This window comes from Chromobacterium amazonense, assembly GCF_001855565.1.
In the GTDB taxonomy this organism is placed as follows: Bacteria; Pseudomonadota; Gammaproteobacteria; order Burkholderiales; family Chromobacteriaceae; genus Chromobacterium; species Chromobacterium amazonense.
The window spans coordinates 103,532-118,026 of record NZ_MKCR01000031.1 but is presented as its reverse complement, the minus strand read 5'-3'; the positions used below and the strand labels follow the sequence as shown (position 1 = coordinate 118,026).

The 14,495-nt window shown below is 62.2% G+C and carries 13 protein-coding genes; 11 read left to right on the top strand and 2 right to left on the bottom strand.

What is annotated here, in order from left to right; genetic code table 11:
* Nucleotides 1-147 precede the first annotated feature (147 nt).
* Both BI343_RS14315 and BI343_RS14310 read left to right on the top strand, forming a co-directional pair.
* Nucleotides 148-624: an FKBP-type peptidyl-prolyl cis-trans isomerase gene (locus tag BI343_RS14315; RefSeq protein ID WP_071110188.1), complete on the top strand. Its 477-nt coding sequence runs from the start codon at nucleotides 148-150 to the stop codon at nucleotides 622-624.
* Nucleotides 625-903: 279 nt separating this feature from the next.
* Complete coding sequence (locus BI343_RS14310) at nucleotides 904-1,713, top strand: substrate-binding periplasmic protein (RefSeq protein ID WP_139165745.1); 810 nt, start codon at nucleotides 904-906, stop codon at nucleotides 1,711-1,713.
* Between the two features lie 190 nt (nucleotides 1,714-1,903).
* Here the strand turns inward: BI343_RS14310 and BI343_RS20615 are convergent, their stop codons facing one another.
* Nucleotides 1,904-2,035 carry a hypothetical protein gene (locus tag BI343_RS20615; protein ID WP_268812249.1) on the bottom strand — a complete coding sequence of 44 codons (132 nt, stop codon included), beginning with the start codon at nucleotides 2,033-2,035 and terminating at the stop codon, nucleotides 1,904-1,906.
* Between the two features lie 509 nt (nucleotides 2,036-2,544).
* Here BI343_RS20615 and BI343_RS14305 point away from each other — a divergent pair.
* The 9 genes from BI343_RS14305 (at nucleotide 2,545) to BI343_RS14265 (ending at nucleotide 12,964) form a co-directional block, all read left to right on the top strand.
* Nucleotides 2,545-3,759, top strand: coding sequence for an aspartate aminotransferase family protein (locus BI343_RS14305; RefSeq protein WP_043629484.1), 1,215 nt, complete (start codon nucleotides 2,545-2,547; stop codon nucleotides 3,757-3,759).
* Between the two features lie 133 nt (nucleotides 3,760-3,892).
* Complete coding sequence (gene aruF, locus BI343_RS14300; RefSeq protein WP_071110186.1) at nucleotides 3,893-4,912, top strand: arginine/ornithine succinyltransferase subunit alpha; 1,020 nt, start codon at nucleotides 3,893-3,895, stop codon at nucleotides 4,910-4,912.
* A 12-nt stretch (nucleotides 4,913-4,924) separates the two neighbouring features.
* Nucleotides 4,925-5,968 (top strand): arginine N-succinyltransferase, encoded by a 1,044-nt coding sequence (astA, locus tag BI343_RS14295; protein ID WP_071110185.1) that lies wholly within the window; start codon nucleotides 4,925-4,927, stop codon nucleotides 5,966-5,968.
* Complete coding sequence (gene astD, locus BI343_RS14290) at nucleotides 5,968-7,428, top strand: succinylglutamate-semialdehyde dehydrogenase (RefSeq protein WP_071110184.1); 1,461 nt, start codon at nucleotides 5,968-5,970, stop codon at nucleotides 7,426-7,428. The genes astA and astD overlap by 1 nt, the downstream gene beginning before the upstream one ends.
* 10 nt (nucleotides 7,429-7,438) lie before the next feature.
* Entirely contained in the window at nucleotides 7,439-8,785 is a 1,347-nt protein-coding gene (astB, locus tag BI343_RS14285) for an N-succinylarginine dihydrolase (protein WP_071110183.1), read from the top strand.
* Nucleotides 8,786-9,446: 661 nt separating this feature from the next.
* Nucleotides 9,447-10,376 carry a branched-chain amino acid ABC transporter permease gene (locus BI343_RS14280; RefSeq protein WP_043629465.1) on the top strand — a complete coding sequence of 310 codons (930 nt, stop codon included), beginning with the start codon at nucleotides 9,447-9,449 and terminating at the stop codon, nucleotides 10,374-10,376.
* Nucleotides 10,377-10,392: 16 nt separating this feature from the next.
* Entirely contained in the window at nucleotides 10,393-11,484 is a 1,092-nt protein-coding gene (locus BI343_RS14275; RefSeq protein WP_043629464.1) for an ABC transporter permease subunit, read from the top strand.
* Between the two features lie 2 nt (nucleotides 11,485-11,486).
* Nucleotides 11,487-12,257, top strand: a complete 771-nt coding sequence (locus tag BI343_RS14270; protein ID WP_043629461.1) for an ABC transporter ATP-binding protein — start codon at nucleotides 11,487-11,489, stop codon at nucleotides 12,255-12,257.
* Nucleotides 12,254-12,964: an ABC transporter ATP-binding protein gene (locus BI343_RS14265; RefSeq protein ID WP_043629458.1), complete on the top strand. Its 711-nt coding sequence runs from the start codon at nucleotides 12,254-12,256 to the stop codon at nucleotides 12,962-12,964. Before BI343_RS14270 ends, BI343_RS14265 begins: the two co-directional genes overlap by 4 nt.
* A gap of 59 nt (nucleotides 12,965-13,023) precedes the next feature.
* On the opposite strand, the gene BI343_RS14260 is transcribed toward BI343_RS14265, so the two are convergent.
* Nucleotides 13,024-14,430 (bottom strand): ABC-F family ATP-binding cassette domain-containing protein, encoded by a 1,407-nt coding sequence (locus tag BI343_RS14260; protein WP_071110182.1) that lies wholly within the window; start codon nucleotides 14,428-14,430, stop codon nucleotides 13,024-13,026.
* Nucleotides 14,431-14,495: the final 65 nt, after the last annotated feature.

Here is a 14,495-nt window from a genome sequence, read left to right as displayed (position 1 = left end):
GTGGCTGGATTGGCAAAGGGGCAACGGGTGCCGCATGGGAAATGGCTACTTTCTCAATAAGCATCCGACAAGCCAGGGGAGATTCGGTTGACACTGATTCGCTTAACTGCCAACCTTCGGGCTTCCATTTTTTTGCCATTTCCCGCCATGAAAATCACCGCCAACACCGCCGTCACCCTGCGCATGAAAGTCACCGATAGCCAGGGCCTGGTTTACGACGATGGCAAGCACCCGGTTTCCTACCTGCACGGCGATTACGACAATCTCTTCCCCAAACTGGAAGCCGCGCTGGAAGGCCAGGAAGCAGGCTTTCAAACCACTGTGGAGCTGGCGACCGAAGACGCCTTCGGCCCCCGCGACGAAGCCCTGGTCACCACCATGCCCAAGGCCGACTTCCCGCCTGGCATCAAGGTGGGCGGACAGATCCAACGCCTGGGCCCGGATGGCCAGCCGCGCTACTATTTCGTCACCAAGATCAAGGGCCCGACCGTATTGCTGGACGGCAACCACCCGCTGTGCGGCAAAACCCTGCGCTTCGCCCTCAAAGTGATGGATGTGCGCGAGGCAACGGCCGAGGAAATCGCCCACCAGCATGTGCATGGCGAGCACGAGCATCAGCACTGATCCCGCCGGCCCCAGGCAGACCGAGCCCTCCCCATGCGGGAGGGCTTTTTTGTGCCTGTCTGTGATTCCGAGCCCTTGCTCGGTTCGCGATTCTCGGGCGAGTCCAACTTCGATATCGTAGCCAGCTATTTTCTAGGCCAGAACTTGGCCGTTTGCACTAAAGTGGTAAGCAATAAGCAAGCTTAAAAGCGGCTGACAAAAGCTCGTTAGAGAACCCAAGCCAGCGAGGCGTAAGGCTGGGTCAGGGGTTTGTTAGCGGGCTCAAGCAAGTGGAGTGGCTTGCGTAACTTAACCCAAATGGACGTGACTGCGCGGTGTGAAATGAATTTGACATTAATATCAATGGCATTCTTTGGTATGGCGCTCATGGACGCTGCTGCCGCCAACGCATTTGTTGTGGGCGTCGAAGAGATTGATTACTATCCGCTGCATAGTTGCACCAATGGAAAATTTTTCGGATATGGCAGAGATCTGCTTGATGCATTTGCCAAACAATCCGGCCATTCATTTACTTACACGCCACTTCCGGTTTCCAGGCTGTTTCATACTTTTCTCAACGACAGTTCAATTGATTTCAAATATCCGGACAATCCGCACTGGCAAGCCGACCTGAAAAAAGGAAAATCTATCATTTACAGCGATCCAGTCATCCATGTGATTGAAGGGTTGCTAGTGAAGCCGGAGAAAGTCGACCAGCTATCAGAAGCGTCTCTTCAAGCCATCGTGACCATGAGAGGATTCACCCCTTGGCCTCTTGACCAAGCCATGCGGCAAAAAATCAATAAGGGAGCCATTCGGGTCTATCAGGAAGATTCGTTCAGCCAGGTGATCAGTTTGGGGATGACTGGGCACTACGATGCCGTCTATGCCAGCCCGGCGGTCATTAATTACTATCTGGACGAGGTTATGCACAAGCCGGGCGCGTTGGTCTTTGATAAAATGCTTCCCTTTGGAAGCAATGATTTCTCGCTCTCCAGCATCCGACAAGGCGATGTAATCAAGCAATTCAATGAATTCCTAGCAAAAAACCAACCCCTGATTTTGGAGCTTAAGAGAAAGTACAGATTAACCGATAAAGTGTCCCAGTGAGTTGAAAATCAAGACGCAGTTTTCCAATCTATTGACAATGGTGCTGATCTTGGTCTTTGAAATCACCCTCAGCTAACACTGGCCTTTGCAAGGGAAGTTTCAGTTGAAATGCATTAAAAATAAAAAGCCTCCTCTGCTTGAGAAGGCTTTTTTTATAAGCTTTGGTTCCTGCTGAGGATAGGGTCTGACTTTAGCCGTTGGGCGCGGCGAAGCAGGTCGCCGCTCCTTTCTCTTGCCGGGCGACGGTTTGGCCAGGTTGCGGGCAGCGGTAGCTGGGCACGCGGGCGGCCAGCAGGCTGCCGTTTTCCAATGCCAGCCGCACGCAGGCGTCGTGACTGCTGAGTCAGACCTGCAGCACCCGCGCCTGCGCGCGTGGCCGGGCGATGCAGGCCGCTGCAGCGCATTGACCTCGCTTTGCGGCATGCTGCTTGTTTGCCATCTGCCGGCGGAGCGGCGCGAACAAAACCTCGGCACCAGTGCCAGCCTTATGGCAAGGAGGCGCAAGGCAGGATCAGGGTAGGTGGATCTAAAGTCTTGTTTGGCCGGGCAAATAGTGATTTTGGCTAGAAAAAAAGCGTTTTATGCCATCAGGGTGTTGGTTTGGGTCTTGCCGGGCTGAGGGGCTGGTTGCCTCATGGCGCGGGTGGGGATCTTGAATGCCGGCTGTTTATTGTTGGACAGGATTTTAAGGATTTCGTCCCTTTCTATACGCTGGTGTCGCAAACAGGATAGTGACTTCTCGCCGCCATCCTTTAGAATCGATCGAGCAACTAAAAACAGCCGGCTGAAACCAGCGCCGGCGCACGACAGAACAAGGAAGGAAAACCATCAATGAGCAATTCGGTAACCCGCGCGGACTTCGATCAGGTCATGGTCCCCAATTACGGCCCGGCCGGTTTCATCCCGGTGCGCGGCGAGGGGTCCCGCATCTGGGATCAGGACGGCCGTGAATTCGTCGATCTGGCCGGCGGCATCGCCGTCAACTCGCTGGGCCATTGCCATCCGGAACTGGTGGCGGCCCTGACCGAGCAGGCCAACAAGCTGTGGCATGTGTCCAATGTGTTCACCAACGAGCCGGCGCTGAAGTTGGCCAGCCTGCTGGTGGAAAAGACCTTCGCCGAGCGCGTGTTCTTCTGCAACTCCGGCGCCGAGGCCAACGAGGCCGCGTTCAAGCTGGCGCGCAAGTATGCGCATGACCACTTCGGCGCCGACAAGAACCAGATTCTGTCCTGTCTCAATTCCTTCCACGGCCGTACCCTGTTCACCGTCAGCGTGGGCGGCCAGCCCAAGTACACCGAGGGTTTCGGCCCGGTGCCGGGCGGCATCGGCCATATCGAATTCAACAATATCGAATCGCTGAAGGCGGCCATCTCCGACAAGACCTGCGCGGTGGTGATCGAGCCCATCCAGGGCGAAAGCGGCGTGATGCCGGCCGATCCGGAGTTTCTCAAGGCCGCGCGCGAGCTGTGCGACGCGCACAACGCGCTGTTGATCTTTGACGAAGTGCAAAGCGGCATGGGCCGCACCGGCGCACTGTATGCCTACCAGCAATACGGCGTGACCCCGGATATCCTGACTTCGGCCAAGGGCATAGGCGGCGGCTTCCCCATCGGGGCGATGCTGACCACCGAAAAAGTGGCCAAGAGCTTCGGCATCGGCACCCACGGCTCGACTTACGGCGGTAATCCGCTGGCCTGCGCGGTTGCCCACAAGGTGGTGTCGCTGATCAGCGATCCGGCGCTGCTGGCCGGCGTGGAAGCGCGTCACCAGCGTCTGGTGGCCGGTCTGCAAGCGATCAACGCCAAGCACAAGGTGTTCAAACAGGTGCGCGGCAAGGGCTTGTTGATCGGCTGCGTGCTGACTGATGAATACAACGGCCGCGCCCGCGATTTCCTCAAGGCCGCCGAGAAGCAGCAACTGATGATTCTGGTGGCCGGCCTCAGCGTGTTGCGTCTGGCGCCGTCGCTGGTGATCAGCGACGCCGACATCGACGAAGGCCTGAAGCGCCTCGACGCCGCCATCGCCGACCTGCTGTCCGCCAAGTGATGACGCGCCGCGCGGCATTCCCGCGCGGTCGTCTTATCCCCGATTTTGCAGTCACGACCCCGCTTGGCGCCGGGTTGCGGCTGCGGCTGCGCCGGAATTTCGCGGCGCTGCGCCAACCCAGGGAGGAAGTCCCATGTTTACTGTGCGTCCCGTCCGCACTTCGGACCTGCCGGCCATCGAGCGGCTGGCCCGGGCCAGCGGCATCGGCGTCACCAGTCTGCCGAGCAACCGCGAGAAACTGTTCGAGCGCATCCAGCAGTCGGTCAGCGCTTTCGAGCACGAAGCCACCGGCGAAGCCAGCCGCGACTACTACATGTTTGTGCTGGAGCAGGGCGGCGTGGTGGCCGGCACGGCGTCGATCTGCGCTTCCGCCGGCTTCGACGAGCCGTTCTACAGCTATCGCAGCGAAACCGCCGTGCATGCCTCGCGCACGCTGGGCGTGCACAACCGCATCCATGTGCTGAACATCTGCCACGACCTGACCGGCACGGTGCAATTGTGCGGTTTTTATGTCGACAGCGGCCTGGAGGCGATGGCGGCCGAGCTGATGTCGCGCGCGCGCCTGCTGTTCATCGCCGGCGAGCGCGAGCGCTTTGGCCGCCGCATCATCGCCGAGATGCAGGGCATTCACGACGATGCCGGCCAATCGCCGTTCTGGAACGCCATAGGCCGGCGCTTCTTCAATATGGATTTCCTGCAGGTGGAGCAGGCCTTCGTCAGCCACAGCAAGACCTTCATCGCCGAGCTGATGCCGAGCTACCCGATCTACGTGCCGCTGCTGCCGGACGAGGCGCAGCAGTCCATCAGCCAGATCCATCCCAATTTCGAGCGCGTGTGCCAGCTGTTGTGCAACGAAGGCTTCGAGGCCGACAACTATCTGGATATCTTCGACGGCGGCGCGGTGCTGACCGCCGAGTTGGACCGGCTGAAAACGGTGGAGCACAGCCGGGTCTATCCGGTGGAAATCCAGGCCAGCCTGCCGGCCCAAGCCAGCCTGCAATTGCTCAGCAATGATCGCCTGGCCGGTTTCGCCGCCACCTTCGCCCGCGTGGCGGTGGTGGACGGCGTGGCCTTCCTCAACCCGGACGCGGCCAAGGCGTTGGGCGTGGCCAGCGGCGACGCGGTGCGCGTGGCCGGTTTGCAGCAAGCATAAGGAGAGCGGGCCATGATGTTTATTCGTCCCGTAGCACACAAGGATTTGCCGGGCTTGATGGATCTGGCCAGGAGTGCCGCCAGCGGCGGCGTGGGGCTGACTTCGCTGCCGATCAACGAAGACAGGCTGCAGAAGCGCATCGCGCGTTCGGTGCTGTCGTTTTCCGGCGAGCTGGACCGGGCCGATCACGGCTATGTGTTCGTGCTGGAGGATTCGGAAAACGGCAAAGTCGCAGGCATTTGCGCCATCGAGGCCGCCGTCGGCCTGAAGGAGCCTTGGTACAACTATCGAGTCGGCACCATCGTCCATGCGTCGGAAGAGCTGGGCGTGTACAGCCGTCACGAAACGCTGTTCCTGTCCAACGACCACACCGGATACAGCGAGCTGTGCACGCTGTATCTGCACCCGGATTACCGCGTCAAGCGCAACGGCGGCCTGCTGTCCAAGAGCCGCTTCCTGTTCCTGGCGCAGTTCCCGCAGCTGTTCGGCAAGATGGTGGTGGCTGAGATGCGCGGCGTGTCCGACGAGAATGGCCTCTCGCCGTTCTGGGAGGCGCTGGGCCGGCATTTCTTCTCCATCGATTTCGCCGAAGCCGACTACCTGACCGGCATCGGCCAGAAGGCCTTCGTCGCCGAGCTGATGCCCAAGCATCCTGTATATGTGGATTTCCTGCCGCCGGAGGCGCAGGCGGTGATCGGCCTGACCCACGAGGCCACGCGGCCGGCGCTGGCGATGCTGGAGTCGGAAGGCTTCCGCTACGAGGGCTATGTCGATATCTTCGACGCCGGTCCGACCGTGCAGGCGTATTGCGGCGACATCCGCGCGGTGAAGGAGAGCCAGCGGCTGCCGACGCGCGTCGTCGATCCGCTGCCGGACGGCGACAAAATCTGCTATCTGGTGTGCAACGACGCGCTGGAAGGCTTCCGCGCCGTGCTGGCGGAGTCCGCGGCGCCGCAAGGCGAGTTCAGCCTGACGCCGGAGTTGGCGCGGGCGCTTGATGTCAAGGACGGCGATCACGTGCGCTGCGTGGCGCTGACACCGAAGGAGGCAGCGTAATGACGAGCTTGTTCATCAATGGCCAATGGCTGGCCGGCGAAGGCGAAGTCCTGGCCAAGACCAATCCGGCCGACAACGCGCCGCTGTGGCAGGGCCGCGCCGCCAGCGCCGCCCAGGTGGACGCCGCCGTGCGCGCCGCCCGCGCCGCCTTCCCGGCATGGGCGCGCATGGGCCTGGAAGAACGCGCCAAAGTGGTGCGCCGCTTCGGCGAACTGCTGACCGAGCGCAAGGCCGAGCTGGCCCGCGTCATCGGCCAGGAAACCGGCAAGCCGCTGTGGGAGACGACGACGGAAGTCGCCACCATGGTCGGCAAGATCGATATCTCGCTGAAGGCATTGGCCGAGCGCACCGGCGAGCGCGCCGCGGCGATGGGCGACGCCCAGGCGGTGCTGCGCCACAAGCCGCATGGCGTGGTGGCGGTGTTCGGCCCGTACAACTTCCCCGGCCACCTGCCGAATGGCCACATCGTGCCGGCGCTGCTGGCCGGCAACGCGGTGATCTTCAAGCCGTCCGAGCTGACGCCGTGGACCGCCGAGGAGACCGTCAAACTGTGGGCCGAGGCCGGCCTGCCGGCCGGCGTGATCGGCCTGGTGCAGGGCGCGAAGGACACCGGCGTGGCGCTGGCCGGCCACGAGGGCCTGGACGGCCTGTTCTTTACCGGCAGCTCCGCCACCGGCGCGCTGTTGCACAAGCAGTTCTCCGGCCGCCCGGACAAAATCCTGGCGCTGGAGATGGGCGGCAACAATCCGCTGATCGTCGGCGAAGTCGCCGATATCGACGCGGCCATCCATCATGTGATCCAGTCCGCCTTCGTCTCCGCCGGCCAGCGCTGCACCTGCGCGCGCCGCCTGCTGGTGCCGCAAGGCGAGTGGGGCGACCGTTTCGTCGCCCGGTTGGTAGACGTCACGGGCAAGCTGCGCGTCGGCAAGTACGACGCCGAGCCCGCGCCCTTCCTGGGCGCGGTGATCTCCAACGCCGCCGCCGACGCGCTGCTCAAGGCGCAGGATGCCTTGATCGCCGCCGGCGGCAAGCCGCTGCTGGCGATGCGCCGGCTGGAAGCGGGCGCGGCCATGCTGACGCCGGGCATCATCGACACCACCGATGCCGTCCGGCCGGACGAGGAGTTCTTCGGCCCGCTGCTGCAGCTGATCCGCTACGCCGATTTCGACCAGGCCATCGCCATCGCCAACGACACCCGCTTCGGCCTGGCCGGCGGCGTGCTGTCCGACAGCCGCGAACTGTACGACCGCTACTGGCTAGAAAGCCGAGCCGGGGTGGTCAACTGGAACAAGCCGCTGACCGGCGCGTCCAGCGCCGCGCCCTTCGGCGGCATAGGCGCGTCCGGCAACCACCGCCCCAGCGCCTACTACGCGGCCGACTACTGCGCCTATCCGGTGGCCTCGCTGGAGTGCGACAGTCTGACGCTGCCGGCCCAGCTGTCGCCGGGCATCGTGCTGTGAGGGAGAGACGATGAACGCCTATGAAGTGAATTTCGACGGCCTGGTCGGCCCGACGCACAATTACAGCGGCCTGTCCTTCGGCAATGTCGCCTCCACCAGCAACAGCAGCGCGGTCTCCAATCCCAAGTTGGCGGCCAAGCAAGGCTTGCAGAAGATGAAGGCGCTGCACGACCTGGGCTTCAAGCAAGGCGTGCTGGCCCCGCAGGAGCGGCCCGACGTGGCGTCCTTGCGCCGGCTGGGCTTCGGCGGCAGCGACGCCGAGGTGATCGCCCGCGCCGCCAAGGAAGCGCCCACCATCCTGGCGGCGGCGACGTCGGCGTCCTGCATGTGGACCGCCAACGCGGCCACCGTCAGCCCGTCGGCCGACACCGCCGACGGCCGCGTGCATTTCACGCCGGCCAATCTGAACAACAAGTTCCACCGCTCGATCGAGCACCCGACCACCCGCCGCGTGCTGCAGGCGATGTTCGCCGACGAAGCCCGCTTCGCCGTGCACGAGGCGCTGCCGACGCAGATGCACTTCGGCGACGAGGGCGCGGCCAACCATACCCGTTTCTGCGCCGACTACGGCCGGCCGGGCGTGGAGTTCTTCGTGTTCGGCGCGGCGGCCTTCGACATGCGCTATCCTAAGCCGGCCAAGTTCCCGGCGCGGCAGACGCTGGAGGCCAGCCAGGCGGTGGCGCGGCTGCACGGCCTGTCCCAGGCCGGCGTGGTGTATGCCCAGCAGGACCCGGACACCATAGACGCCGGCGTGTTCCACAACGATGTGATCTCGGTCGGCAACGGCGAGGTGCTGTTCCACCATCAGCAGGCTTTCCTCAACCAGGCCGACGTGCTGGACGAGATCGCCCGCAAGCTGGAAGCGCGCGGCGGCCGCTTCACGGCCATCGAGGTGCCGCGCGCCGAGGTGACGGTGGAGGAGGCGGTGAAGAGCTATCTGTTCAACAGCCAGCTGCTGTCCAAGCCGGGCGGCAAGATGCTGATCGTGGTGCCGGAAGAGTGCCGCAACAGCGAGCGGGTGTGGAGCTATCTGCAGAAACTGGTGGCCAGCGGCGGACCGATAGACGAAGTCAGGGTGTTTGACTTGAAGCAGAGCATGCAGAACGGCGGCGGCCCCGCCTGCCTGCGCCTGCGCGTGGCGCTGAACCAGGCCGAGCTGGCCGCTGTGAATCCCAAGGTGCTGATGAGCGACGCGCTGTTCGACGCGTTGAACGGCTGGGTGGACCGCCACTACCGCGACCGCCTGGCGCCGGCCGACTTGGCCGATCCGCAGCTGTTGACGGAGTGCCGCGGCGCTTTGGACGAGTTGACCCGGATTTTGGGTTTGGGCAGCGTCTATCCCTTCCAGCTGGTTTGATCCGATCTCAAACCATAAAGCCCGTTCCGGCCGTTTGGCCGGAGCGGGCTTTTTGCCATTGAAATGCTTAGCGTGGCTTAACAAATCTATCGTCCTGCTATGCCGCGCGAGGGCTATTTTCAAAATTGGCATGTATTTTGCAAGTCATCGCGGGTGTGGGCGGGATGTCACAGCGCGCGGAAACATCTTGTTGCAGATTTTTTGGACGGCGACATTGGCCTGAAGAATGGATAGCAAGTGATACTGTAGATTGTATGCAATTGAACAATGCTCATATTCAAGTGTTCGCAATCGGTGCCGGCGCAGGGTGTCGCATGTTCGGATGTGAATAAAAGACATGGACAATATGACTGAAATGTAAAAGTGGCAGTAGAGGGCAAAGAGTTTGCCCAATGGTAGCGGTTGAAAAAATTCAACCTGAAGCATTTGGTGTAAAATCCAATAAAATCAATTAGATATTTAAATTTAAATGAATTTCCCAGGCGGCGGATTTTACCGGTCTTCGTAATTGACAGTCGATTGGATACATGGTGATAATCGGTTCGCCTGTCGGACAGAAGCCAAAATCAAGGCCCGCGGCAGGCAAACAGAACAGGCAGCAGTCAATAAGAGGGAATACCCCCGCAAGCTGCCGGCAGACAAACAGAGGAGATCTCCAAACGTGGACATATTTCTGCAACAAATCCTGAACGGCCTCGTTCTGGGTAGCATCTACGCGCTGATCGCGCTGGGCTACACCATGGTGTACGGGATCATGGGACTGATCAACTTCGCTCACGGCGAAGTGGTGATGTTCGGCGCCATGGTCACCATCACCGTCATCACCACGCTGATGGGCATGGGCATCAATCTTCCGGGGGCTGCCCTGGTGTTGATCGGTCTCCTGGTGGCGGTGCCCGCCTGCATGCTGCTCGGCTTCACCATCGAGCGCGTCGCCTACCGGCCGCTGCGCGGCAAGCAGCGCCTGGCGCCGCTGATCACCGCCATCGGCGTTTCCATCGTGCTGCAGCAGGTCGCCATCCTGATCTGGGGCCGCAACTACATTCCGTTCCCGCAGATTCTGGACCATGACGTGGTGTCCATCTTCGGCGCCAGCATCACCAAGCTGCAAATCCTGATCATCGTGCTGTGTCTGGCCATCATGGCCGGCCTGCTCTTGATGGTGGAAAAGACCAAGCTGGGCCGCGCCATGCGCGCCACCAGCCAGAATCCCGCAGTGGCCGGCCTGATGGGCGTCAACGTCAACCACATCATCTCCGCCACCTTCGTCATCGGCTCCGGCCTGGGGGCGATCGCCGGCGTGATGGTGGCCACCAACTACGAACAGGCCCACTACTACATGGGCTTCATGATCGGCTTGAAGGCCTTCACTGCCGCGGTGTTGGGCGGCATCGGCAACCTCGGCGGCGCGGTGGCCGGCGGCATTCTGCTGGGCATCATCGAGAGCCTGGGCGCCGGCTATATCGGCACGCTGACCGGCGGCTTCCTCGGTTCCAACTATCAGGACATCATCGCCTTCATCGTATTGATCATGGTGCTGATCTTCCGTCCGTCCGGCTTGCTGGGCGAAAAAATGGCCGACCGCGCCTGATCCGGAGGAGAGAAACATGAATCTGAATACTCTGGACATCAAGAAGAAGATGGCCTTGTTCGCCCTCAGTGCGGTGGCGCTGCTGGTGCTGCCCTTTGTCGTGGGCGGCGCGCTGGGCAACTCCTGGGTGCGCATCATCGACTTCGCCTTGCTGTATGTGATGCTGGCGTTGGGCCTGAACATCGTGGTCGGCTTCGCCGGCCTGCTGGACTTGGGCTTCATCGCCTTCTACGCCATCGGCGCATACACCTACGCTTTGCTCAGCTCGCCGCACTTCGACATCCACTGGCTGTTCTTCCTCACCATTCCGCTGGGCGCGGCCTTCGCCTCGCTGGGCGGGGTGCTGCTGGGCACGCCGGTGCTGAAGCTGAAGGGCGACTACCTGGCCATCGTGACCCTGGGCTTCGGCGAGATCGTGCGCATCTTCATGAACAACCTGAACCAGCCGGTCAACATCACCAACGGTCCCCAGGGCATCAACCTGATCGACCCGATCCACATCGGCGGCGCGTCGCTGGGCCAGACCATCGAGCTGTTCGGCCTCAGCTTCCACAGCGTCTACCTCTATTACTACCTGTTCCTGGCGTTGACCGTGGGCGTGGTGATCATGGCGTTGCGTCTGCAGCACTCCCGCATCGGCCGCGCCTGGGTGGCGCTGCGCGAGGATGACATCGCCGCCGCGGCGATGGGCATCAATATCCGCAACATCAAGCTCTTGGCCTTCGGCCTGGGCGCGCTGTCCGGCGGCGTGGCCGGCGGACTGTTCGCGTCCTTCCAGGGCTTCGTGTCGCCGGAATCGTTCAGCCTGCTGGAATCCATCATGATCCTGGCCATGATCGTGCTGGGCGGCATGGGCCATATCCCTGGCGTGATCCTGGGCGCGGTGGTGCTGACCATCGCCCCGGAAATCCTGCGCGACGTGATCGGCCCGCTGCAGATGAAGACCTTCGGCCGCATGATCGTGGATCCGGAAAACGCCCGCATGCTGTTGTTTGGCCTGGCGATGGTAGTGATGATGCTGGTCCGTCCGGAAGGGATGTGGCCGTCCAAGCGCCGCAAGGCTGAATTCCAGCATGCAAAAGAAGAAGCGGCTGCGCAGAAAGGTTAATCATGGCTGAAGTTTTGCTGAAAATCGAAGGCATCCATAAGCGCTTCGGCGGCCTGCACGCGCTGAACGACGTGGGCCTGAGCATCAACAAGGGTGAAATCTACGGTCTGATCGGCCCCAACGGCGCCGGCAAGACCACGCTGTTCAATGTACTGACCGGCCTGTATGTGCCGGACGAGGGCAAGTTCGAGTTTGCCGGCCACAATCTGTTCCAGCAGAAGCCCCATGTGGTGGTCGAGGCTGGCATTGCCCGCACCTTCCAGAACATCCGGCTGTTCGCCGAGATGACGGCGCTGGAAAACGTGATGGTGGGTCGCCACATCCGTTCCAAGGCCGGCGCCTTGGGCGCCGTGCTGCGCGACAAGGGCACCATGGCCGAGGAGCGCGACATCGAGGCCAAGGCCTGGGCGCTGCTGGAGTACGTCGGCATTGCCGATGTGGCGAATGAGCGCGCGCGCAACCTATCCTATGGCCACCAACGCCGCCTGGAGATCGCCCGCGCCCTGGCTACCGAGCCCAAGCTGCTGGCGCTGGACGAGCCGGCGGCCGGCATGAACCCGAAGGAAACCGAAGAGCTGAAGGCCTTGATGAGCAAGGTCCGCGCAGATGGCGTCACCGTGCTGCTGATTGAGCACGACGTCAAGCTGATGATGGGTCTGTGCGACCGCATTGCGGTGCTGGATTACGGCAAGAAAATTGCCGAAGGCGTGCCGGAAGAAGTGCGCCGCAATCCTAAAGTGATCGAAGCCTATCTGGGAGCGGCCCACGCATGAGCATTCTGGAAGTCAAAAACCTGCAAGTGGCCTATGGCGGCATTCAGGCGGTCAAGGGGATCGATTTTCACATCAACCAGGGCGAGCTGGTCACGTTGATCGGCGCCAACGGCGCGGGCAAGACCACCACGCTGAAGACCCTGGTGGGCATGGTGAAGAAGTCCGGCGGCAATATCGTTTACGACGGCAAGGATGTGGCGTCCATTCCGTCTTATGACTTTGTTCGCCATGGCCTGGCCATGGTGCCGGAAGGCCGCGGCGTATTCGCCAAGCTGACGGTGGAGGAAAACCTGCAAATGGGGGCCTACTACCGTGACGACAAGGCAGCCATCCAGAACGAGATCGAACACGTCTACGAGCTGTTTCCGCGGCTGAAGGAGCGCCGGCTGCAGCTGGCCGGCACCCTGTCCGGCGGCGAGCAGCAGATGGTGGCGATGGGCCGCGCCATGTTGTCCAAGCCCAAGCTGTTGTTGCTGGACGAGCCGTCCATGGGTCTCGCGCCCATCATCGTCGAGAAGATCTTCGAGATCATCCAGATGATTGCCAAGCAGGGCGTGACCATGCTGCTGGTGGAGCAAAACGCCAAGCTGGCGTTGGAAGTGTCGCAGCGCGGCTACGTGATGGAAAGCGGCCGCATCACCATGAGCGGCAACGCCAAAGAGCTGCTGGACGATCCGCGTGTGCGCAACGCCTATCTGGGCGAATAAGCGCTGCCTTTCCGCCAAAACCCCCGCCGGCCTCGCCTGCTGGGGTTTTATTATTTCCGTTAGTCCCGGCGCGGCAGCCGGTAGAGGTCGACCTGGCCGACGGCTGCCAAAAAATCGGCGTCGTGGGAGATCAGCAGCATCGCGCCCGGGTAATGCTGCAAGACGTCGATGACGTGGTTGCGGGTGATGAGGTCCAGATTATTGGTCATCTCGTCCAGAATCAGCAGCGCGGGCGGACGGGCGGCGATCAGCGCCAACGACAGGCGGGCTTTTTCTCCACCGGACAGCGTGGCCACGTCGGCTTCCACCGCTGCGTCGTCGCGGAACAGGAAATCGCTGAGAAAGTGGCGCAAGCGCTGCGGCGGCCAGCCTGCCGCGCATCGGCGCAGCGTTTCCAGAACCGAGAGGCCTGGGCGCAGCGTGGCGTAATGCTGGTCCAGGTAGCCGATTCGGGCCGGCGTCAGCCAGTCGCCGCCCAGCCGGCGCGCCGGCTCGATGCCGGCGATGGCGCGCGCCAGCGTGGATTTTCCCGAGCCATTGCCGCCGGCCAGCGCCAGCCTTTCTCCGCGCGCCAGCCGCAGGTGGATGTGGTCGATCACGGGCTGTTGGTAGCCGACGCTGCCGTCGCTGATCTGCAATACCAGGCCTGTCGCGCGTTCTCCTTCTGTCAGCTGAAAGCGCGGCGCGATGCGTTCGGGCAGGCGCAGGGACGAGAGCCTGTCGTTCAATTCGCGTCGCTGCTCGGCCAGTTCCGCCTGCTTGCGGCCGGCCGTGGTGTTGCCGCGCCCCAGTTTGGTGGGCGATTTAATCGTGGCCCACTTGCGTTCGGCGATGCTACGCGCGCCGCGCTCGCGCGCTTTCCCGGCGCGCTCCTGTTCGCGCATGCGGGCTTGGTGTGTCGCTTCCTGCTCCCGTTTCAGGCCGACGCGTTCCCTTTCCAGCGCGTCGCGTTGCTGTTCCCGCTCGCGCAGGAAATCGGCGTAGCGGCCCGAGAAGATTTCGATCTGGCCATCGCCGATATGCCAGATGCTGTCGCAGACTTCATCCAGCAGCGCCAGGTCGTGCGTCACTAGAACGATGGCGCCGCCAAAGCCGCGCAGCATGCGGCTCAGGGCGCGGCGGTTGCGGCTGTCGAGATGGTTGCTCGGTTCATCCAGCAACAACAGGTCGGGGTGGCCCGCCAACGCCTGGCTCAAGGCCTGGTTGACGCGCTGGCCGCCGCTGAGTTCGTCGAATCGTTCCACGATTTGCGGTAGATAGCCGATGCGCGCGGCCTGGTCGCGGCGAATGCGGCCGGGCTCAGACGGCAGTTCGCCCAGCAGCATTTTCAGCAGCGAGGACTTGCCGCTGCCGTTGGCGCCGACGATGCCTATGCGTTGGCCCCAATTGATTTGGGCGTGGAAGTCGGAAAAACAGGTTTTGCGCGGGAAGGCAAGGCTGAGGCCTTGCAGTTGCATGATGGGCATGAGAAATCTCGCGTCAGGGTGGTGTCAAGCGCCGCTTGGACGGCTACCGGCCCCGCATGGGGCAT

Coding starts and splice junctions, on each gene's coding strand:
- aruF (WP_071110186.1), top strand. CDS start 3,893: ATGTTTACTGTGCGTCCCGTCCGCACTTCGGACCTGCCGGCCATCGAG.
- BI343_RS14275 (WP_043629464.1), top strand. CDS start 10,393: ATGAATCTGAATACTCTGGACATCAAGAAGAAGATGGCCTTGTTCGCC.
- BI343_RS14305 (WP_043629484.1), top strand. CDS start 2,545: ATGAGCAATTCGGTAACCCGCGCGGACTTCGATCAGGTCATGGTCCCC.
- BI343_RS14270 (WP_043629461.1), top strand. CDS start 11,487: ATGGCTGAAGTTTTGCTGAAAATCGAAGGCATCCATAAGCGCTTCGGC.
- BI343_RS14260 (WP_071110182.1), bottom strand. CDS start 14,430: ATGCCCATCATGCAACTGCAAGGCCTCAGCCTTGCCTTCCCGCGCAAA.
- BI343_RS14265 (WP_043629458.1), top strand. CDS start 12,254: ATGAGCATTCTGGAAGTCAAAAACCTGCAAGTGGCCTATGGCGGCATT.
- BI343_RS14315 (WP_071110188.1), top strand. CDS start 148: ATGAAAATCACCGCCAACACCGCCGTCACCCTGCGCATGAAAGTCACC.
- astD (WP_071110184.1), top strand. CDS start 5,968: ATGACGAGCTTGTTCATCAATGGCCAATGGCTGGCCGGCGAAGGCGAA.
- astA (WP_071110185.1), top strand. CDS start 4,925: ATGATGTTTATTCGTCCCGTAGCACACAAGGATTTGCCGGGCTTGATG.
- astB (WP_071110183.1), top strand. CDS start 7,439: ATGAACGCCTATGAAGTGAATTTCGACGGCCTGGTCGGCCCGACGCAC.